Here is a 21,582-nt window from a genome sequence, read left to right as displayed (position 1 = left end):
GACAATACTTCCCGAAAAGACTGATGTTATTGAAGTAAATATAGTCGGCGTGAGCAGAAGAGGACGGGCGCAAGTGATGCGCCCGTGAAATATTTATGGAATGCAGATTAATCGCGTTTTGCGCTACCGCGGAGCAGGCCGGATGCGCCGTCAGAATAGTCGCGCGGCATCTGAACCGGCGCCTGGTCGTTACCCGCTTCGGATTCGGCCAGACGGTTACGGAACGGGTTGGCATCCGGAGACATGCCCGGCAGCAGATTGCTGGAGCTTTTCGCCATATGCTGATAAATCTGGCGATAGTCATCTGCCATGTTATCAAGCAGTTCTGCGCTGCGCGCAAAATGGCTCACCAACTCTTCGCGGTACTCTTCCAGCTCGGCTTTGTTTTTCTCCAACTCGTACTGCAGCGCCTGCTGCTGACGTAATTTGCTATTACCAAAACGCATGGCCACGGCACCGATGATGATACCGACAACTAACCCAATTAGCGCGTATTCCCAGGTCATGAACATCTCCCGTTGTTTTATAGTTCCATAGGGTATTGGCGGCTTCGGCAACTCCATGCCTGCGCCCGATAGTGCCACTATAACCGCTAATCCCGTAGAAGTGGAATCCTGACGCATCATCGCGTAGTGTAGAACGGACTTTTTTTAGTCAATCGTGAAGTAAGACATACCGGTTTTCAAAGGAATAACAATTAGATCATGCAAAGCCAGTCCCCCACATCGCGCTATCTCCAGGCTCTCGAAGAGGGCAGTCATCAACCTGATGATGTTCAGCGTGAGGCGGTTAACCGCCTCGACACCATTTACCAGGAACTGCAAAACAAAACGCCCGCCCCCGTATCTGGCGGTGGCCTGCGTGCGCGTTTTTGGTAAGCTGCTGGGTAAGAAAGAGTCCGACACACCGCTTGCCGTTCGCGGCCTCTATATGTGGGGCGGAGTAGGGCGAGGCAAAACCTGGCTGATGGATATGTTCTATCAAAGCCTGCCTGGCACGCGTAAGCAGCGTCTGCACTTCCACCGTTTTATGCTGCGGGTGCACGAAGAACTGGGGGAATTACAGGGGCACAGCGATCCGCTGGAAATCGTGGCGGAGCGTTTTAAGGCCGAAACGGACGTGCTCTGCTTCGATGAGTTTTTTGTCTCTGATATTACCGATGCGATGCTGCTGGGTGGCCTGATGAAGGCGCTGTTTGCTCGCGGTATTACGCTGGTGGCGACCTCCAACATTCCACCGGATGAACTTTATCGAAATGGTTTGCAGCGCGCGCGCTTCCTGCCGGCAATTGAAGCGATTAAAGAGCACTGCGACATCATGAACGTGGACGCAGGCATCGACTATCGACTGCGAACGTTAACGCAGGCGCATTTGTGGCTTTCCCCGCTGAATAACGACACCCGCCAGCAGATGAACAAACTGTGGCTGGCGCTGGCGGGCACGCCGCAGCAAAACCAGACGACGCTTGAGATAAACCACCGTCAACTGCCAACGCTCGGCGTGGAGAATCAGACGCTGGCGGTATCGTTTACCACGCTGTGCGTCGATGCGCGTAGCCAGCACGACTATATTGCGCTCTCACGGCTGTTCCATACCGTGATGCTGTATGACGTGCCGGTGATGACGCCGCTGCTTGAGAGCGAAGCCCGACGCTTTATCGCGCTGGTCGATGAGTTTTATGAACGTCACGTGAAGCTGGTGGTGAGCGCTGAAGTTGAGCTTTACAACATCTATCAAGGGGAGCGGCTGAAGTTTGAGTTCCAGCGCTGCCTGTCGCGTTTGCAGGAAATGCAGAGCGAAGAGTACCTCAAACGCCCACACATGCCATAAATACATAGCCCATGTAGCCCGGGCGAGGCGTTCACGCCGACCCCGGGAAACCCCTACGCGAATTCCCGGTGCCGCTTCGCTCGGCCGAGCTACGTGGACAAACAAAACCCGCGGCAAATCACATAAAGGGGTCGATCTTTGACCCCGACTTCTCTATAATCTTGCGACCCCACGTTACAAGAGAGTTTTTTTCCCAAAACTTTCTCTGCGCCGGCATAGGCTATTCGAAGGGGTAGGTTTGCTGGACAATGTCGTGTGAACCTCAACTGACAAAACGTTTGGGTGTTCACCAACGTGTAACTAATTTATTTGGGTAAGCTTTTAATGAAAACTTTTACAGCTAAACCAGAAACCGTAAAACGCGACTGGTATGTTGTTGACGCGACCGGTAAAACTCTGGGCCGTCTGGCTTCCGAACTGGCTCTGCGCCTGCGCGGCAAGCACAAAGCGGAATACACTCCGCACGTGGATACTGGTGATTACCTCATCGTTCTGAACGCTGATAAAGTTGCTGTAACCGGCAACAAGCGTACTGACAAAGTGTACTATCGCCACACCGGCTACGTTGGTGGTATCAAAGAAGCGACCTTTGAAGAGATGATTGCTCGCCATCCTGAGCGTGTGATTGAAATCGCGGTTAAAGGCATGCTGCCAAAAGGCCCGCTGGGTCGTGCAATGTTCCGTAAACTGAAAGTTTACGCAGGTAACGAGCACAACCACGCGGCACAGCAACCGCAAGTTCTTGACATCTAATCGGGATTATAGGCAATGGCTGAAAATCAATACTACGGCACTGGTCGCCGCAAAAGTTCCGCAGCTCGCGTTTTCATCAAACCGGGCAACGGCAAAATCGTTATCAACCAACGTTCTCTGGAACAGTACTTCGGTCGTGAAACTGCCCGCATGGTAGTTCGTCAGCCGCTGGAACTGGTCGACATGGTTGAGAAACTGGATCTGTACATCACTGTTAAAGGTGGTGGTATCTCTGGTCAGGCTGGTGCGATCCGTCACGGTATCACCCGCGCTCTGATGGAGTACGATGAGTCCCTGCGTGGCGAACTGCGTAAAGCTGGCTTCGTTACTCGTGATGCTCGTCAGGTTGAACGTAAGAAAGTCGGCCTGCGTAAAGCACGTCGTCGTCCTCAGTTCTCCAAACGTTAATTTGTTTCTGCTTCGGCAGACAACAATTGGCGAAAAAAAACCCGCTCAGGCGGGTTTTTTTATGCCTGTAAACCAGAAGCCAGTGGGCTCTTTTTCCGCTTTTCCGGAATCCCCTCACCACAAGCCGTTCAAAATCTGGTAGACTATCATCCAATTTTCTGCCCAAATGCGCGCGATTGTTCATTTTTTGTTTAATTCGTAAACGGGAATGTCGTACAGCGTGCAGATAAGGCTAATCATCTGGCTAGCCGCCTTTGCGGCTGGTAGCAGTAAAAATTCTGAATATACCTGGAGGTTTTCATGGCTGTCGCTGCCAACAAACGTTCGGTAATGACGCTGTTTTCTGGTCCTACTGACATCTATAGCCATCAGGTCCGCATCGTGCTGGCTGAGAAAGGCGTCAGCTTTGAGATAGAGCATGTGGAAAAGGACAATCCACCGCAGGATCTGATTGACCTCAACCCGAATCAAAGCGTACCGACACTGGTGGATCGTGAACTGACTCTGTGGGAGTCACGCATCATTATGGAATACCTGGATGAGCGTTTCCCTCATCCGCCGCTGATGCCTGTCTACCCGGTCGCACGCGGTGAAAGCCGTCTGTACATGCACCGCATCGAAAAAGACTGGTACTCGCTGATGAACACCGTGATGAATGGTTCTTCTGCTCAGGCTGATGCTGCACGTAAGCAACTGCGTGAAGAGCTGCTGGCGATTGCGCCGGTCTTCACTCAGAAGCCATTTTTCCTGAGCGACGAGTTCAGTATTGTCGATTGCTACCTGGCTCCACTGCTGTGGCGCTTGCCTGTCATGGGTATCGAGCTGGTTGGTGCCGGTGCGAAAGAGCTGAAAGGCTATATGACTCGCGTCTTCGAACGTGATTCTTTCCTCGCCTCTTTAACGGAAGCCGAGCGCGAAATGCGCCTTGGCCGGGGTTAATTGAATGGAAGTTTCACAGCTTTCTCCACGCCGCCCGTACCTGCTGCGTGCGTTCTACGAGTGGCTGCTGGATAACCAGCTGACGCCGCATCTGGTGGTCGATGTCATGATGCCAGGCGTGAACGTACCAATGGAGTACGCGCGCGATGGACAGATCGTATTGAATATCGCGCCACGCGCGGTGGGCAATCTTGAACTGGCCAACGATGAAGTGCGCTTTAACGCGCGCTTTGGCGGCGTACCGCGTCAGGTTAATGTGCCGCTGGCTGCCGTGCTGGCTATCTATGCCCGTGAAAACGGCGCTGGAACCATGTTCGAACCTGAAGCCGCGTACGATGAGAATGCGGACAGCTTCAACGACGATGAAGCCGTGGATAACGGTGGAAGCGAAACGGTGATGTCGGTGATTGATGGCGATAAGCCTGATATCAGCGATGACAACGATCCGGATGATACGCCGCCACCACCTCGCGGTGGGCGACCGGCGCTGCGCGTTGTGAAGTAAGATGAGAACAGGCCCTTTGGGGCCTGTTTTGTTATGTCAGTCAGGTCGTGTTTTTCGTGCTGCCAACGCCATTTGCGAGTGATTTTCAACGAATGGCTGAGAAAGTTGGGGAAAAACAAGGCCCCTATCCGCAAGCGGAGAAAGGGGCCAGATAAGGACTTTACACTTCCAGCCAGTTCATAATCCCGTCAGCCGCCTTACGGCCTTCGGCAATCGCTGTCACCACCAGATCCGAACCGCGCACGATGTCACCACCGGCGAAGATTTTCGGGTTGCTGGTCTGGAAGGCATTTTCGTGACCTTCGGGCGCAATGATGCGGCCCTGAGAGTCCAGCTCAACGCTGTGTTTCGCCAGCCATTCCATGCTGTGTGGACGGAAGCCAAACGCCATCACGACGGCATCGGCCGGGATGACATGCTCGGAACCGGCGACGATCTCCGCGCGACGGCGGCCTTTCGCATCCGGCTGGCCCATTTCGGTGCGCGCCATCTTCACGCCGCTCACTTTGCCGTTGGCATTCACTTCAATGCCCAGCGGCTGGATGTTGAACTGGAATTCCACGCCTTCTTCACGCGCGTTTTTCACTTCGCGTTTCGAACCTGGCATGTTCTCTTCGTCACGACGATAAGCACAGATAACGTGAGCCGCATTCTGACGAATGGAGGTGCGCACGCAGTCCATCGCAGTATCACCGCCGCCCAGTACCACCACGCGCTTGCCTTCCATGCTGACGTACGGTTCTTCGGCGGTTTCGCCGAAGCCCATGATCTGCTTAGTGTTGGCAATCAGGAACGGCAGAGCGTCGAATACGCCGGACGCGTCTTCGTTCTCCAGGCCGCCGCGCATGGACTGATAGGTGCCCACGCCTAGGAAGACGGCATCGTAATCCTTAAGCAGGTCGTCTAACTGAACATCACGGCCTACTTCGACGTTGAGTTTGAACTCAATGCCCATGCCGGTGAAGATTTCACGACGGCGGGTCATCACCTCTTTTTCCAGCTTGAAGGCCGGGATACCGAATGTCAGCAGACCGCCGATTTCAGGGTGACGGTCAAAGACCACAGCCTTCACGCCGTTACGGGTCAGCACGTCGGCGCATGCCAGGCCCGCAGGGCCCGCACCGATGATGGCGACTTTCTTGCCGGTTTGCTTCACGCCGGTCAGGTCTGGACGCCAGCCCATCTCGAACGCTTTATCGTTGATATAGCGTTCGATGTTGCCGATGGTCACTGCGCCGAACTCGTCGTTCAGCGTACATGAACCTTCGCACAGGCGGTCCTGCGGGCAGACGCGCCCGCAAACTTCCGGCAGGGTGTTGGTCTGGTGCGACAGCTCGGCTGCCTCAAAAATACGCCCTTCGTTGGCGAGTTTCAGCCAGTTCGGGATGTAGTTATGTACCGGACATTTCCACTCGCAGTAAGGGTTACCGCAGGACAGGCAGCGATCCGCCTGTGCTTTAGCCTGGCCTTCGGAAAACGGCTCGTAGATCTCAATAAATTCGATCTTGCGGATCTTCAGCGGTTTCTTTGGCGGATCAACGCGCTGCAGGTCGATAAATTGATAAACGTTCTGACTCATGATGACCTCTTACTGCGCCTGCACACGCAGCTCAGCTGCGCTACGACTACGGTGACCCAACAGGGCTTTCACATCACTGGACTTCGGCTTAACCAGCGCGAACTTCGCGGAGTAAGACGGCCAGTGCGCCAGGATCTCTTCGCCGCGGGAAGAACCGGTTAACTGCACGTGTTCGGTAATCAGACCGCGCAGGTGCTCTTCGTGAATCGCCAGCGAGTCGACATCCAGCACTTCCACCAGTTCCGGGTTCACGCGTTTACGGAAATCACCGTCTTCATCCAGTACGTAGGCGAAGCCGCCCGTCATACCGGCGCCGAAGTTAACGCCCGTTTTGCCCAGCACGCAGACGATGCCGCCAGTCATGTATTCACAGCCGTTGTCGCCAATACCTTCCACCACGGTAATCGCCCCGGAGTTACGTACGCCGAAACGTTCACCCGCACGCCCTGCGGCGTACAGACGACCGCCGGTTGCGCCGTACAGGCAGGTGTTACCGATAATGCTCGCTTCATGGCTGCGGAAGGAAGAACCCACCGGAGGACGAATCGCCAGCAGACCACCCGCCATCCCTTTACCGACGTAGTCGTTGGCATCGCCGGTCAGGTACAGCTCAACGCCGCCTGCGTTCCACACGCCGAAGCTCTGACCTGCGGTGCCGCTGAAGTGCGCTTTAATCGGATCCGATGCCAGTCCCTGGTCGCCGTGCGTCTGGGCAATATAGCCAGACAGCGACGCGCCTACGGAACGGTCGGTGTTGCGGATGTCGAACCAGAAGGTTTTGCTCTGGCGGTCATCAACAAACGGTTTCGCCTGCTGTAGCAGCTGTGCGTTCAGCACGCCGTTATCAAACGGCGGGTTGTTTTCGGTGCAGTACAGCGCTTTACCTGGGTGCGGCTCGGCGGTTTCCAGCAAACGAGACAGCTCCAGCTTCTGCTGCTTGGCGGTGAAGCCATCCAGCTCTTTGAGCAGGTCGGTGCGGCCAATCAGGTCTACGAGGCGGGTTACGCCCAACTCGGCCATCAGCTCGCGCACTTCACGGGCGATAAATTCAAAGTAGTTAGTCACTTTGAACGGCAGGCCGTGATAGTGGTTCTTACGCAGTTTGTCATCCTGAGTTGCAACACCGGTTGCACAGTTGTTCAGGTGGCAAATACGCAGGTATTTACAGCCCAGCGCGACCATTGGACCGGTGCCGAAGCCGAAGCTTTCTGCGCCGAGGATCGCTGCTTTAATGATGTCGACGCCGGTTTTCAGGCCGCCGTCTACCTGCAGACGAATCTTGTGACGCAGGCCGTTAGCAACCAGCGCCTGCTGGGTTTCCACCAGGCCCAGTTCCCACGGGCAGCCCGCATATTTGACGGAAGACAGCGGGCTTGCGCCGGTGCCGCCGTCATAGCCAGCGATGGTAATCAGGTCAGCGTAAGCTTTCGCTACGCCCGTGGCGATAGTGCCGACGCCCGGTTCGGAAACCAGCTTCACGGAGATCATCGCTTTCGGGTTGACCTGTTTCAGGTCGAAAATCAGCTGCGCCAGATCCTCGATAGAGTAAATATCGTGGTGCGGTGGCGGAGAAATCAGCGTCACGCCCGGTACGGAATAGCGCAGTTTGGCGATGTACGGGGTGACTTTATCACCCGGCAACTGACCGCCTTCGCCTGGCTTCGCGCCCTGGGCAACTTTAATCTGAATCACGTCGGCGTTAACCAGATACGCTGGGGTCACGCCAAAGCGACCGGAAGCCACCTGCTTAATGCGCGATACTTTGTTGGTGCCGTAACGCGCCGGGTCTTCGCCGCCTTCGCCGGAGTTCGAGTTACCGCCGATGCTGTTCATCGCTTCAGCCAGCGCTTCGTGCGCTTCCGGGCTCAGTGCGCCGATAGACATCGCTGCGGTGTCGAAACGTTTGAACAGGTCGCTCGCTGGTTCAACGTCGGCCAGGTTTACGGTTTCCCCGTTCGGGGTGATCGCCAGCAGATCGCGCAGCGTTGCCGCAGGACGGTTGTTCACCAGCTCTGCATATTCTTTGTAATCGCTGTACTCACCGCTCTGTACTGCCTGTTGCAGAGTACGCACCACGTCCGGGTTATAAGCGTGATATTCACCGCCGTGAACGTATTTGAGCAGGCCGCCCTGATCCAGCGGTTTACGCGCCAGCCAGGCACGTTTCGACAGGTTCAGCAGGTCCTGCTGGAAGTCGTCGAACGATGCACCGCCGATGCGGCTAACCACGCCCTGGAAGCAGTTCTCAACCACGTCATCGTGCAGACCCACGGCTTCAAACAGCTTGGAGCAGCGATAGGACGCGATGGTCGAGATGCCCATTTTGGACATGATCTTGTACAGGCCTTTGTTGATGCCGTTACGGTAGTTCAGCATCACCGTGCGGTAGTCTTTCTCGATAGCATGCGTATCAATCAGACGTCCCAGGGTTTCATAAGCCAGGTACGGGTAGATTGCCGTGGCGCCAAAGCCGAGCAGTACCGCAAAGTGGTGCGGGTCGCGGGCGCTGGCGGTTTCGACGATGATGTTGGCATCGCAGCGCAGGCTCTTATCAACCAGACGAGCCTGAATGGCGCCTACCGCCATCGGTGCCGGTACCGGCAGACGATTTTTGGCGATGTTACGGTCAGAAAGCACCAGCAGAACGGTACCATTGCGTACCATCTCTTCGGCTTTGTCGCACAGCGCTTTCACCGTCTCTTCAAGGTTGGTTTCCGTCACATCGAAGGTGATATCCAGCGTATCGGCGCGGTAGTGCTCCTCTTTCATCGTGGTGAGCTGATTGAAATCGGAGTACAGCAGAATCGGTGATTTGAAGCTCAGACGGTGCGCCTGGCCTTCCGCTTCGCAGAAGACGTTCATTTCACGGCCGATGCTGGTCGCCAGCGACATCACGTGCGCTTCACGCAGCGGGTCGATTGGCGGGTTGGTCACCTGCGCAAACTGCTGACGGAAATAGTCGTAAATAATACGCGGCTGGCTGGAGAGCACGGCAAACGGGGTATCGTCACCCATTGAGCCGACCGCTTCCTGGCCATTTTCGCCGAGCACGCGGATAACGGAATCCAGCTCTTCGGCGCTGTAGTTAAACTGTTTCTGATAGCTGGCAAGCGTATCGTCGTCCAGCTCGCGGCTGCCAACACGGTCATCGGCCAGATCTTCAAACGGCACCAGGCGGCGAACGTTTTTCTCCATCCACTCTTTGTACGGGTGGCGGCTTTTCAGATCGTTGTCGGTTTCAGCAGAGTGCAGAATGCGGCCACTGCGGGTGTCGATAACCATCAGCTCGCCTGGGCCTACACGGCCTTTTTCAACCACTTCGTCAGGCTGGTAATCCCAGATACCGACTTCAGAAGCGCAGGTGATGAGCTTGTCTTTGGTGATGACGTAGCGCGCCGGGCGCAGACCGTTACGGTCGAGGTTACAGGCGGCATAGCGACCGTCAGACATGACGATACCTGCCGGGCCATCCCACGGCTCCATGTGCATGGAGTTAAAGTCGAAGAACGAACGCAGGTCCGGGTCCATATCCGGGTTATTCTGCCAGGCCGGTGGTACCAGCAGACGCATGGCGCGAATGATGTCCATCCCGCCTGCCAGCAGTAGCTCAAGCATGTTATCCATGGAGCTGGAGTCGGAGCCGGTTTCGTTAACGAAAGGCGCAGCGTCGTGCAGATCCGGGATTAGCGGGGTCTGGAACTTATAGGTACGCGCGCGCGCCCACTGGCGGTTACCGGTGATGGTGTTGATCTCGCCGTTGTGCGCCAGGTAGCGGAACGGCTGAGCCAGCGGCCAGCGTGGAACGGTGTTGGTGGAGAAGCGCTGGTGGAACAGGCAGATGGCCGACTCCAGACGCAGGTCCGCGAGGTCCAGGTAGAAGCGCGGCAAATCCGCCGGCATACACAGACCTTTATAGATGTTGACCAGGTTCGACAGGCTACAAACGTAGAAGTCTTTATCTTCCTGGAGGCGTTTTTCGATACGGCGACGGGCGATAAACAGACGGCGTTCCATATCGCGTGGACGCCAGCCCGCAGGGGCGTTAACGAAAATTTGTTCAATGCGAGGCAGAGAGGAGAGGGCGATTTCACCCAGCACGCCTTCATTGGTTGGCACATCGCGCCAGCCGACGATAGACAGGGTTTCACGCTGCAGTTCTTCTTCTACAACACGGCGAGACGCCGCAGCCAGTTCAGGATCCTTATTCAGGAACAGCATCCCAACGGCATAGTTTTTCGCTAAGCGCCAGCCGCGCTCTTCGGCGACGATGCGAAAGAAACGGTCAGGTTTTTGCAGCAGCAGGCCACAACCGTCACCGGTTTTACCATCGGCGAGTATTGCGCCGCGGTGCTGCATTCGGGCCAGTGCGTGTATCGCGGTACGCACTACCTTGTGGCTAGGTTCGCCTTCTATGTGGGCGATCAGGCCGAAACCACAGTTATCCCTCTCAAGGGATTTATCGTACAACATATCAGTGAACCTCCCCAGGCTCTACGGGACGCCCCCTTAATCGATTGCGCGCAAGGCACAGCAAGAGCATGGCGACGGGGTATGGCATTCATCTGCCTAACCTCGCATTCGCCCTCTTTTATCCTTTTCGCGTAGGTCGCACAAGTTTGAGGACTTGCTTAAGAGGGAATCTCAATTACTGCATAAATATGATGAGCAGACTGCTCATCCAGAAAGCTTCCAGCGGATTCCCAACTTATCGGGAATCGATACATAGGTCAAATGGCAATCTTATTTATACAGAAATGTGCTATAGAGCAATTAACACAATGATATATAAGAAAAATGTGACATTTTAGACTGGCGTTAACCGTGCTGAAGGGGATTCACGAGTGTGATCTGTCTCACTATCTGAAAGCGCTGTTTTAATCGTCATGCACTGTTTATTCTGCAATAAGTAGCATTTAATGCTGGCATGGAGTGTGGGGGTATAGGATCACTCTGTTTTTCAACGGCAGATAGATTATTGCAAATTAGCCGCTGAACATAAGTAAAAATAATCTATATGGCTTTGAATGAAATTGCAGTTATTTTGATTTGTTATGCAATGAGATAAAAGGTCTACATGGCGATTGATCCAGGTCATCGCCGATCGAGACTAAAAGTGGCAGGCTTGGCCCCTTTCTTCAGGCCGGTCTATCAGATTATGCAGTTACAAAAATTAGTCAATATGTTTGGTGGGGATCTTACGCGTCGTTATGGCGAAAAGGTTCATAAACTGACGCTGCATGGTGGATTTAGCTGCCCAAACCGCGATGGCACCATCGGCCGCGGCGGCTGTACGTTCTGTAATGTCGCCTCGTTTGCCGATGAAGAGCAGCAGTATAAGTCGATTGCCGAGCAGCTGGCGCATCAGGCGCAGCTGGTGAACCGCGCAAAACGCTATCTGGCCTATTTCCAGGCCTATACCAGCACCTTTGCCGAAGTGCAGGTGCTGCGTTCGATGTATCAACAGGCGGTAAGCCAGGCAAATATTGTTGGGCTGTGCGTTGGCACGCGCCCGGACTGCGTGCCGGAGGCGGTACTCGACCTGCTAAGTGAGTACCACGAGCAGGGCTATGAAGTGTGGCTGGAGCTCGGCCTGCAAACGGCGCACGATAAAACGCTGCACCGGATTAACCGTGGCCATGATTTCGCCTGCTATCAGAACACCACACGTCTGGCGCGCGAACGCGGGCTAAAGGTGTGTAGCCACCTGATTGTCGGCCTGCCGGGCGAAGGGCAGAGCGAATGCCTGGAGACGCTCCAGCAGGTGGTTGAAACCGGTGTTGACGGCATTAAGCTGCATCCGCTGCATATTGTTACCGGCAGCATCATGGCCAAAGCCTGGGAAGCCGGGCGTCTGAACGGTCTTGAGCTGGACGACTATACGGTAACCGCGGGTGAGATGATTCGCCATACGCCGCCGGAGGTGATTTATCATCGTATCTCCGCCAGCGCACGTCGCCCGACGCTGCTGGCTCCGCTGTGGTGTGAGAACCGCTGGACAGGAATGGTCGAGCTGGATAAGTACCTGAACGAACATGGCGTGCAGGGCTCGGCGCTGGGCACTCCGTGGGTGCAGCCATAGCGCCCATTGCCGGATGGCGGCGCTGCCTTATCCGGCCTACAACGGCAATGTAGCCGTGTAGCCCGGCCAAGCGAAGCGCCGCCGGGAATGGCTCCGTGGCCCAATTAGCAGATAATCCCCGCATTTTTCGCACAACCTACCGCGCCACGCTCAGAATTGGGTATTATTGAACGACGTTGTCGTTAAGGAATCCCTTATGAAGCAAATCCGTATGCTGGCGCAGTATTACGTCGACCTGATGATGAAGCTGGGTCTGGTACGTTTCTCCATGCTGTTGGCGCTGGCGCTGGTGGTGTTGGCCATTGTGGTACAAATGGCGGTAACCATGGTGCTGCACGGCCAGGTTGAAAGCATTGATGTTATCCGTTCTATCTTCTTCGGTTTGCTGATTACGCCCTGGGCGGTCTACTTCCTTTCGGTCGTGGTTGAACAGCTTGAAGAGTCACGACAACGTCTCTCCCGGCTAGTGGAGAAGCTTGAAGAGATGCGCGAGCGCGACCTCAAGCTGAACGTCCAGCTCAAAGACAATATTTCGCAGCTCAATCAGGAGATTAGCGATCGCGAAAAAGCCGAGGCCGAGCGCCTTGCGACGCTAGAGCAGTTGCGAATTGAGGTACAGGAGCGCGAAGAAACGCAGATCCGCCTCGAGCAACAATCCTCCTTCCTGCGCTCTTTCCTTGATGCTTCTCCGGATTTGGTTTTCTATCGCAATGAAGATAAAGAGTTCTCCGGCTGTAACCGGGCGATGGAATTGCTGACCGGCAAAAGCGAGAAGCAGTTGATTCACCTGCACCCGGAAGAGGTTTATGCGCCTGAAGCAGCGGCGAAAGTCATTGAAACCGATGAAAAAGTCTTCCGCCACAACGTCTCGCTCACCTACGAACAGTGGCTTGATTATCCCGACGGACGCAAAGCCTGCTTCGAGATTCGTAAAGTGCCGTATTACGACCGCGTGGGTAAACGCCACGGCCTGATGGGCTTTGGCCGCGATATTACCGAGCGTAAGCGCTATCAGGATGCGCTTGAGCGTGCCAGCCGCGATAAGACTACCTTTATTTCTACCATCAGCCATGAGCTGCGTACGCCGCTGAATGGCATCGTCGGCTTAAGCCGCATTCTGCTCGACACCAACCTGACGGCTGAACAAGAAAAATACCTGAAAACCATCCATGTCTCGGCGGTCACGCTGGGTAATATCTTCAACGATATTATCGATATGGACAAAATGGAACGTCGCAAAGTCCAGTTGGATAACCAGCCGGTCGATTTCACAGGTTTCCTGGCCGACCTGGAAAACCTCTCCGGTCTGCAGGCGCAGCAAAAAGGTCTGCGCTTCGTGATGGAGCCAACGTTACCGCTGCCGCATAAGGTGATTACCGACGGCACCCGACTGCGCCAGATCCTGTGGAACCTTATCAGCAACGCCGTGAAGTTTACCCAGAAGGGCAGCGTGACGGTGCGCGTACGCTATGACGCAGGCGATATGCTTCACTTTGAAGTCGAAGACTCCGGTATCGGTATCCCGCAGGAAGAGCAGGATAAAATCTTCGCCATGTATTATCAGGTTAAAGACAGCCAGGGCGGTAAACCTGCCACCGGGACCGGCATTGGCCTCGCGGTCTCTCGTCGTCTGGCGAAAAGCATGGGCGGTGATATTGAAGTCTCAAGCCAGGCCGGACACGGCGCGACCTTCACCTTGACGGTGCATGCACCAGCGGTGGCGGAAGAGGTTGAAGATGCGTTTGAGGACGATGAAATGCCGCTGCCTGCGCTGCACGTCCTGCTGGTGGAAGACATTGAATTGAACGTGATTGTCGCCCGTTCGGTGCTAGAGAAACTGGGCAACAGCGTGGATGTCGCCATGACCGGCAAAGATGCGCTGGAGATGTTCACGCCGGGCGAATATGACCTGGTGCTGCTGGATATCCAACTGCCGGATATGACGGGGTTAGATATCTCCCGCGAACTGACGCGTAAATACCACGCTGACGACCTGCCTCCGCTGGTTGCGCTGACGGCGAACGTGCTGAAAGATAAGAAAGAGTATCTGGAAGCCGGGATGGACGATGTGCTGAGTAAACCGCTCTCGGTACCGGCCCTGACCGCGATGATCAAGAAGTTCTGGGATACCGTTGAAGACGAAGAGGAGAGTACCGTGACCCCTGTTGAAAGCAGCAAATCGCAGCAGCTACTGGATATTCCGATGCTGGAGCAGTACCTCGAACTGGTTGGGCCGAAGCTGATTACCGACGGTCTGGCGGTCTTCGAGAAAATGATGCCGGGCTACCTCGCGGTACTGGAATCGAACCTGACCGCGCGCGACCAGAAAGGCATTGTTGAAGAAGGTCATAAGATTAAAGGCGCTGCCGGTTCCGTCGGCCTGCGTCACCTGCAACAGCTGGGGCAACAGATCCAGTCTCCCGACCTTCCGGCCTGGTGGGATAACGTCGGTGAATGGGTTGAGGAAATGAAATCCGAGTGGCAGCAGGATGTCGCGGTATTAAAAGCCTGGGTGGCGAACGCTGATAAAAAATGACCCCGGCTAGACCGGGGTGCGCGAATACTGCGCCAACACCAGGGAACTGGTGGCTGCGTCAGATGATTAGCTTGTTTTTTGTTGATGACACAACCTGAAATACGATTGCACGCTCAATAAGATAGCAAAACTTAAAATGTTTGTTACGTGAATCAGTAAAATGTGTGAAGCATAACGACTTAATCAGAAATATTAATCGGCGTCAGAGAGTTAGCGTGAAGAAGATGGCTTTAATGAAAGTAGCGGGGCTAAAACAATTGTTCTGGCGACTGTTGCTGCTGCTGGCGCTTTTCTGGGGCGGCGGCATCGCCGCGTTCAGTTTTTTGCCGGTTCCATTTTCCGCAGTGATGATTGAGCGTCAGCTTGGCGCCTGGATGACGGGCGACTTTGGCTACGTGGCGCACTCTGATTGGGTCAGCATGAGTGCTATCTCGCCGTTTATGGGGCTGGCGGTGATTGCCGCTGAAGACCAAAAATTCCCGGATCATTGGGGGTTTGACGTCTCGGCGATTGAGAAAGCGCTGGCGCACAACGAGCGCAATGAAAACCGTATCCGCGGAGCTTCTACGCTCTCGCAGCAAACGGCGAAAAACCTGTTCTTGTGGGATGGACGTAGCTGGGTGCGTAAAGGGCTGGAAGCGGGTCTGACGCTGGGCATGGAAACAGTCTGGAGTAAGAAACGCATCCTGACCGTGTACCTGAACATTGCTGAATTCGGTGACGGTATTTTTGGCGTGGAAGCCGCGTCTCAACGCTATTTCCACAAGCCCGCGAGCAGGTTGACGATGGCCGAAGCCGCACTGCTGGCCGCCGTGTTGCCGAACCCGATCCGTTTTAAAGCCAGCGCGCCGTCAGGGTATGTGCGTAGTCGCCAGGCGTGGATTTTACGTCAGATGCGTCAATTGGGCGGAGAGGGGTTTATGCGGGAGAACAAGCTGTATTAACCGCAGGTTGCGGTGAATTTTGTAGGCCTGATAAGCGTAGCGCCATCAGGCATTGTAAGGCGCCGCTGTATCGCCGGATGGCGGCGTAAACGCCTTATCCGGCCTACGAGACTAGTCTTCGTCGAACCCGGCGTTAAACAGCGCAATCACCGCGGCCAGCGCTTCTTCTTCCTGCGGCCCGGTGGCTTCGACTTCAATCTGGCGACCCTTGGCCGAGTCCAGCATCAGCAGCGCAATCACGCTATTTGCCTCCGCTTCGGTCCCTTCATCGTTACGCAGCAGAACTTCTGCGTCGAAATGTTGCATCAGCTCAAACAGCTTCATCGCCGGGCGAGCGTGCATGCCCAGCTTGTTGGTTATCTCAACGGTCTGCTTTACGGTCATGATTTGCGTTTTTCCAGCGTCCGGTGACGAGACTGCACGTTCTTACCGCGCGAGCGGAAGTAGTCAGCCAGCTGTTCGGCAACGTAGACCGAACGGTGTTTACCGCCAGTACAACCGATAGCAACGGTCAGATAGCTACGGTTGTTGGTTTCCAGCATAGGTAACCATAGCTCAAGATAGCTGCGCGTTTGATAGATAAAATTGTGAACTTCCGTGTGCCTGTCGAGGAACGCGGCGACCGGTTTATCCAGGCCAGTCATCGGACGCAGCTTAGGATCCCAGTGCGGGTTTGGCAGGAAGCGTACGTCGAAAACGTAGTCAGCATCGATAGGAATGCCGTGCTTGAAGCCAAAGGATTCGAATACCATCGTCAGCTCACGCTCGCGTTTACCCAGCAGGCGAGTACGCAGCATCTCGGCCAGTTCATGAACTGACATTTCGGAGGTGTCGACGATAAGGTCGGCACGAGAGCGCAGCGGTTCCAGCAGGTTACTCTCTTCATCAATGGCGCTTTCCAGCGACAGATTCTTACTGGAGAGTGGGTGCAGACGGCGGGTATCGCTGTAGCGGCGAATCAGGGTGTTGCGATCGGCATCAAGGAACAACAGCTGCGGGGAGAAGTTATCCGGCAGGTTTTCCATTGCCCGCTCAAAGATTTCCGGTGATTCGGGCATGTTACGCACGTCAATGCTGACGGCGGCGGATATCTCACGGTCGGCAAGCGTTTTTGCCAATTCTGGCAGCAGCACGACCGGTAGGTTATCGACGCAGTAAAAGCCCATATCTTCCAGCGCGCGCAGGGCGACCGATTTTCCGGAGCCTGAGCGGCCGCTGACGATCATCAGTACCATGTACCGTTTCTCCTCAGAACGACGTGATGTCCATTATGCATCATCGTGGGTTTCCGTATCGGTGATGATTTGATACAGCTCTTCGTCGCTCTGCGCAGCACGCAGACGACGGCAAATGGTTTTATCCGCCAGGCGTTTTGCCACCAGAGAAAGCGTATGCAGGTGGGTTTTGGTCTGGTCTGCCGGCACCAGGAGCGCAAAGAGTAAATCGACGGGCTGATTGTCGATGGCATCGAAGGCGATCGGGGTTTCCAGCTGCACAAACACGCCAACCGCGCGCAGCGTATCTTCTTCCAGCTTGCCGTGAGGAATAGCGATACCGTTACCAATGCCGGTACTGCCCATCTTCTCGCGGGTCAAAATTGCCTCAAAGACAACCTGCGGAGGCAGGCTCAGCTGTTTTGCCGCCAGTTCGCTGATGATTTCCAGCGCGCGTTTTTTACTCTGACAGTGAACAGCACTGCGGGTACATTCCTGGTTAAGGACATTGCTCAGTTGAAGAGCCGAATCGTTATTTGTCATAATTTCACCTAAGCATCGCCCGGTATGCGGGCATATCGGGCGACTGCTCGGACAATCAATGTTGTTTTAGTTTATCTTTATGCTTGTTTAACTGTCTCGCCAGTTTATCAATCAAACCGTCGATGGCGGCGTACATATCCTGCCCTTCCGCGCTGGCATGAAGTTCGCCTCCGTTAACGTGCAATGTGGCGTCCGAGATGTGCGTCAATTTCTCCACCTTTAACACAATGTAGACCTGATTGATCCTCTCGAAATACTGTTCGAGCTTAACGAATTTCGCATTCACAAATTCGCGCATCGCATCGGTAATTTCGACGTTGTGTCCAGTGATGTTGAGCTGCATAGTGTCTTCCTTATCAGTTGTGTCAGACCAGTTGTTTACGCTGGTTAGACGGCGGAATGGATAAAGACTCTCGGTACTTTGCAACGGTACGCCGTGCCACCATGATACCCTGTTCAGAGAGCATGGTGGTCAGTTTACTGTCGCTCAGTGGTTTTGCGGGGTTCTCCGCGGCAATTAATTTCTTAACCAGCGCGCGAATCGCCGTGGACGAAGCTTCGCCACCGCCCTCGGTGCTGACGTGACTGGAAAAGAAATACTTAAGCTCGAAAATGCCTCGTGGGCTATGCAAATACTTTTGCGTGGTAACACGCGAAATCGTGGACTCGTGCATTTCGACGGTCTGGGCGATGTCCGCCAGCACCATCGGTTTCATATACTCTTCGCCGAGATCGAAAAAGGCCTGCTGCTGCTCGACGATGCAGCGACTTACCCGCAGTAGCGTATCGTTACGGCTCTCAAGACTCTTAATCAGCCACTTCGCATCCTGCAGGTTGCTGCGGATAAACTGGCTGTCGGCGTCATTACGGGCGTTGTTACACATGCCCGCGTAGTGCTGGTTGATTTGCAGGCGCGGGATGCTGTCGGCGTTCAATTCAACGGCCCAGCGGCCGTTTACCTTGCGCACCAGCACGTCAGGGATCACATACTCCGGCTCGCCGGTCTGGATCGATTGACCTGGGCGCGGATCCAATGATTGGATCAGATCCACCGCCTCTTTCAACACGTCTTCTTTCAGACGCGTGACGCGCATCAGCGAGCGGAAGTCATGATTAGCGAGCAGATCGAGATGATCGCTGATAATCAGGCGGGCTTCGTCGATGCGCGGCGTAGTAGGAGAGAACTGAGAGAGTTGGATCAGCAGGCAATCGCGGAGATCTTTAGCGGCGACGCCGACCGGATCGAATCGTTGGATCCGTTTGAGCACGGCTTCCACTTCATCGAGACCAATCTCGTCATCGCCGATGCCTTCATGAATGTCTTCCACCGTGACGGTGAGATAGCCGGTATCGTCTACCGCGTCGACAATCGAGGTCGCAATGGCCCGGTCGGTATCGGTAAACGGCGTTAGCTCAACCTGCCACATCAGATAGTCTTGCAGTGACTGAGTGGTTTCGCCCTGATACACCGGCAGTTCATCGTCCTGATAATCAGCCCCGGTTCCGGAAGGGGTTCCGGCGGTGTAGATTTCATCCCAGCTGGCGTCGAGCGGCAGCTCTTCGGGCATATCGGGCTTTTCCAGCGCGTCGACGCTGTCCAGCGTTTCGTTATCGACGGTTTCCTGGGTCTCAACTTCTTCGTGAAGATCGGTTTGCTCAAGCAGGGGGTTGCTCTCCAGCGCTTGCTGGAGTTCCTGCTGAAGTTCCAGCGTAGACAGTTGCAACAGACGGATTGCCTGCTGCAGCTGTGGCGTCATGGCAAGCTGTTGGCTGAGCCTTAATTGCAAACCTTGCTTCATGTTCAGAACGAATATCTCCCGCTAACGTCGTAAACCACTACCCTATCAGAGTCTGAAGTCTTCCCCAAGATACACGCGTTTAACATGTTCGTCTTGTAGGATCTCCTGCGGGGTGCCGTGGGCAATCAGGTGCCCCTGGCTGACGATATAGGCGCGTTCACATACGGCCAGCGTTTCACGTACGTTGTGGTCGGTGATAAGCACGCCAAGGCCGCTGTCACGGAGGTGTTCGATGATGCGTTTGATATCGATAACGGAGATCGGGTCAACGCCGGCAAACGGTTCATCCAGCAGGATAAATTTCGGGTTTGCCGCCAGTGCACGGGCGATTTCAACGCGGCGACGTTCACCGCCGGAAAGCGCCTGGCCCAGGCTATCGCGCAGATGCTCGATGTGAAACTCTTCCATCAGCTCTTTGGCGCGGTCTTCGCGCTGCTCGTTGCTCAGATCGTCACGGATCTGCAGCACCGCCATCAGGTTGTCATAGACGCTCAGACGACGGAAAATCGAGGCTTCCTGCGGCAGATAGCCAATGCCGCGACGCGCGCGCGCGTGCAGCGGCAGCAGGCTGATGTCTTCATCGTCGATGATGATATTGCCGGCATCGCGCGGCACGATCCCAACGACCATGTAGAAGGTGGTGGTTTTGCCCGCGCCGTTTGGCCCAAGCAGGCCCACAATCTCACCGGAATTCACGGTCAGACTGACATCTTCCACGACGCGGCGGCCTTTGTAGGCCTTTGCCAGATTTTTTGCAGTTAATGTCGCCATAACGAATTAGTTACTCTTCTTCTGTGCCGGAGCCTGGTCTTTGGATTTGTCCTGCAGCTGCGACGGAACCAGAACGGTGGTCACGCGTTTGCCTTTATCGCTAAACGCCTGCATTTTCTGCTCTTTGACCAGATAGGTGATCTTGTCGCCTTTGATGTTGCTATCCAACTGCTCAAGGTAAGCATTGCCGGTCAGTACGACGAAGTCGTTCGCCAGCTCGTAATGCATTTTCGAGGCGCGGCCTTTTACCGGCTTGCCGTTGTCCTGCATCTGGTAGAAGGTGGCCGGGTTACCGTAGCCGTCGATGACTTCTTTACCTTTCTGGTCCGCTGGACGAGTCACGACGACCTTATCGGCATTGATTTTGATACTGCCCTGGGTCACCACGACGTTACCGGTGAAGGTGACGATGTTGCCCTGCATATCCAGCGACTGCTGATCGGATTCAATATGAATCGGCTGATTGGTATCGCCAGTAAGCGCCATGGCCGGCAGGCTGGCGGCCAGCAAAGAACCGGCAAGTGCCAGCTTAAGGCTGAGTTTGTTTGTTCTGAATTTCATAAGAGGTTCTAACCTTTTCAATCAACTCGGCGTTCTTGCTGCGTAAATTGCCGCGCATTTTCAGGCCGCTGGAATTAAATGTTGTTCCGTATAACGTCACCAGATCGTCAGAGGAAACATCCTGAGTCGTCAGGTTCACCTGGGCATTATCCGTCGTAATCTTACGCAGTTGTGCGTCTTCTGTCAGCGCGTTGATTTCAACGTGCCCATAGAGATAGAGCATGCGGTCGTTAGTCAGCTTGGCTTTATCGGCTTTAATCGACCAGGTTGGTACTTTATTCGCGTCAAAGGTGGTCAGGAACGGGTGGGTAAACCACGATATTGCCTGATCGGAAAAATACTCCACATGCTCGGCGGTTAACCGGTAGCTCAGTGCGCCTTCGGGGCTGTACACCACGGTATCGGTATGTTCGCTTTTATAGGTTGGATCGTTTGCGTTAATCACGACCTGGCTGCTGTCGTCTTTATCGGCAAGGTTCAGGCCGATCAGGACAAGCGCCACCAGCGATAGCACAATGATAACCCAACGTCTGGTTTTACTCATATCGATTGCCCTTTGGCTTCTTCCAGCTTCCCTTGCGCCATCAGCAGCAGGTCGCAGACTTCACGAACGGCGCCGCGGCCGCCTGCAATACGCGTCACATAGTCGGCGCGAGGCAGCAGCAGCGGGTGTGCATCCGCCACCGCTACGCTGAGGCCAATTTCCGCCATCACCGGCCAGTCAATCAGATCGTCGCCGACGTAGGCGACCTCTTCCGGCTGGAGGTTCAGCGTGGCGAGCAGTTCACGGTAGGCGATCAGTTTATCTGACTGCCCCTGGTAAAGATGGGTGATGCCAAGCGTCGCACAGCGGTCTTCTAACAGTTTAGCTTTTCGCCCGGTAATTATCGCCACTTCGATATCTGAAGTGAGCGCACAGCGTACGCCATAGCCGTCGCGGACGTTAAACGCTTTGAGTTCTTCACCGCTGTTGCCCATGTAAATCAGGCCGTCAGAAAGCACCCCGTCGACGTCGAGGATAAGCAGACGGATTTTCTCCGCCTTCGCCATAAATTGTGGACTCACCGGGCCATAACAGGTGGCGACCGATGCGACAGCATTACTCATTCTTTATATCCTTG

19 protein-coding genes and 1 pseudogene are annotated in these 21,582 nt (G+C 54.9%); 8 read left to right on the top strand and 12 right to left on the bottom strand.

The annotated features are described in order from the left end of the window. Nucleotides 1-107: 107 nt before the first annotated feature. Nucleotides 108-506, bottom strand: coding sequence for a Z-ring associated protein ZapG (gene zapG, locus GKAS_RS00480; RefSeq protein WP_035891191.1), 399 nt, complete (start codon nt 504-506; stop codon nt 108-110). A 198-nt stretch (nt 507-704) separates the two neighbouring features. Here zapG and zapE point away from each other — a divergent pair. From zapE to sspB, 5 genes and pseudogenes are all read left to right on the top strand, one after another. Continuing rightward, nucleotides 705-1,830, top strand: a pseudogene (gene zapE, locus GKAS_RS00475) (cell division protein ZapE). A gap of 324 nt (nt 1,831-2,154) precedes the next feature. Next, nucleotides 2,155-2,583: a 50S ribosomal protein L13 gene (gene rplM, locus GKAS_RS00470; protein ID WP_035891189.1), complete on the top strand. Its 429-nt coding sequence runs from the start codon at nt 2,155-2,157 to the stop codon at nt 2,581-2,583. Nucleotides 2,584-2,598: 15 nt separating this feature from the next. Continuing rightward, nucleotides 2,599-2,991: a 30S ribosomal protein S9 gene (gene rpsI / locus GKAS_RS00465; protein ID WP_000829815.1), complete on the top strand. Its 393-nt coding sequence runs from the start codon at nt 2,599-2,601 to the stop codon at nt 2,989-2,991. 300 nt (nt 2,992-3,291) lie between these two features. Continuing rightward, complete coding sequence (sspA, locus tag GKAS_RS00460) at nt 3,292-3,930, top strand: stringent starvation protein SspA (protein ID WP_035891186.1); 639 nt, start codon at nt 3,292-3,294, stop codon at nt 3,928-3,930. Nucleotides 3,931-3,934: 4 nt separating this feature from the next. Then, nucleotides 3,935-4,435 carry a ClpXP protease specificity-enhancing factor gene (gene sspB, locus GKAS_RS00455; RefSeq protein WP_035891185.1) on the top strand — a complete coding sequence of 167 codons (501 nt, stop codon included), beginning with the start codon at nt 3,935-3,937 and terminating at the stop codon, nt 4,433-4,435. 160 nt (nt 4,436-4,595) lie between these two features. Here sspB and gltD read toward each other — a convergent pair whose 3' ends face one another. Both gltD and gltB read right to left on the bottom strand, forming a co-directional pair. Further along, nucleotides 4,596-6,014 (bottom strand): glutamate synthase subunit GltD, encoded by a 1,419-nt coding sequence (gltD, locus tag GKAS_RS00450; protein ID WP_035891183.1) that lies wholly within the window; start codon nt 6,012-6,014, stop codon nt 4,596-4,598. A gap of 9 nt (nt 6,015-6,023) precedes the next feature. Next, entirely contained in the window at nt 6,024-10,484 is a 4,461-nt protein-coding gene (gene gltB, locus GKAS_RS00445) for a glutamate synthase large subunit (protein ID WP_051910706.1), read from the bottom strand. A 685-nt stretch (nt 10,485-11,169) separates the two neighbouring features. Between gltB and mnmL the strand changes: the two genes are divergently transcribed. The 3 genes from mnmL (at nt 11,170) to mtgA (ending at nt 15,573) form a co-directional block, all read left to right on the top strand. Beyond that, entirely contained in the window at nt 11,170-12,093 is a 924-nt protein-coding gene (gene mnmL / locus GKAS_RS00440) for a tRNA modification radical SAM protein MnmL/YtqA (RefSeq protein ID WP_035891181.1), read from the top strand. A gap of 196 nt (nt 12,094-12,289) precedes the next feature. After that, entirely contained in the window at nt 12,290-14,629 is a 2,340-nt protein-coding gene (gene arcB / locus GKAS_RS00435; protein WP_035891177.1) for an aerobic respiration two-component sensor histidine kinase ArcB, read from the top strand. 224 nt (nt 14,630-14,853) lie between these two features. Beyond that, on the top strand, nt 14,854-15,573 hold the full coding sequence (mtgA, locus tag GKAS_RS00430) for a monofunctional biosynthetic peptidoglycan transglycosylase (protein WP_035891176.1): 720 nt from the start codon (nt 14,854-14,856) through the stop codon (nt 15,571-15,573). Nucleotides 15,574-15,684: 111 nt separating this feature from the next. Here the strand turns inward: mtgA and npr are convergent, their stop codons facing one another. The 9 genes from npr to kdsC are packed head-to-tail and all read right to left on the bottom strand — an operon-like array spanning nt 15,685 to nt 21,568. Further along, nucleotides 15,685-15,957: a PTS phosphocarrier protein NPr gene (gene npr / locus GKAS_RS00425; protein WP_035891174.1), complete on the bottom strand. Its 273-nt coding sequence runs from the start codon at nt 15,955-15,957 to the stop codon at nt 15,685-15,687. Next, a complete protein-coding gene (gene rapZ / locus GKAS_RS00420) occupies nt 15,954-16,808 on the bottom strand; it encodes an RNase adapter RapZ (protein ID WP_035891172.1) in 855 nt (284 codons plus the stop codon). The genes npr and rapZ overlap by 4 nt, the downstream gene beginning before the upstream one ends. A 33-nt stretch (nt 16,809-16,841) precedes the next feature. Further along, nucleotides 16,842-17,330: a PTS IIA-like nitrogen regulatory protein PtsN gene (ptsN, locus tag GKAS_RS00415; RefSeq protein WP_035891171.1), complete on the bottom strand. Its 489-nt coding sequence runs from the start codon at nt 17,328-17,330 to the stop codon at nt 16,842-16,844. A 55-nt stretch (nt 17,331-17,385) separates the two neighbouring features. Next, nucleotides 17,386-17,673, bottom strand: coding sequence for a ribosome hibernation promoting factor (hpf, locus tag GKAS_RS00410; protein ID WP_035891170.1), 288 nt, complete (start codon nt 17,671-17,673; stop codon nt 17,386-17,388). A 22-nt stretch (nt 17,674-17,695) separates the two neighbouring features. Then, nucleotides 17,696-19,129, bottom strand: coding sequence for an RNA polymerase factor sigma-54 (rpoN, locus tag GKAS_RS00405; RefSeq protein WP_035891169.1), 1,434 nt, complete (start codon nt 19,127-19,129; stop codon nt 17,696-17,698). Between the two features lie 45 nt (nt 19,130-19,174). Beyond that, nucleotides 19,175-19,900, bottom strand: a complete 726-nt coding sequence (gene lptB, locus GKAS_RS00400) for an LPS export ABC transporter ATP-binding protein (protein WP_035891167.1) — start codon at nt 19,898-19,900, stop codon at nt 19,175-19,177. Nucleotides 19,901-19,906: 6 nt separating this feature from the next. Then, nucleotides 19,907-20,461: a lipopolysaccharide ABC transporter substrate-binding protein LptA gene (lptA, locus tag GKAS_RS00395; protein ID WP_035891165.1), complete on the bottom strand. Its 555-nt coding sequence runs from the start codon at nt 20,459-20,461 to the stop codon at nt 19,907-19,909. Then, nucleotides 20,430-21,005, bottom strand: coding sequence for an LPS export ABC transporter periplasmic protein LptC (gene lptC, locus GKAS_RS00390; RefSeq protein WP_035891163.1), 576 nt, complete (start codon nt 21,003-21,005; stop codon nt 20,430-20,432). Before lptC ends, lptA begins: the two co-directional genes overlap by 32 nt. Then, complete coding sequence (kdsC, locus tag GKAS_RS00385; protein ID WP_035891161.1) at nt 21,002-21,568, bottom strand: 3-deoxy-manno-octulosonate-8-phosphatase KdsC; 567 nt, start codon at nt 21,566-21,568, stop codon at nt 21,002-21,004. Before kdsC ends, lptC begins: the two co-directional genes overlap by 4 nt. Nucleotides 21,569-21,582: the final 14 nt, after the last annotated feature.

It is taken from the genome of Kluyvera ascorbata ATCC 33433, from assembly GCF_000735365.1.
GTDB lineage: Bacteria > Pseudomonadota > Gammaproteobacteria > Enterobacterales > Enterobacteriaceae > Kluyvera > Kluyvera ascorbata.
Note: the sequence above shows the minus strand (reverse complement) of the source record. Positions and strands in the feature narration are given on the sequence as shown.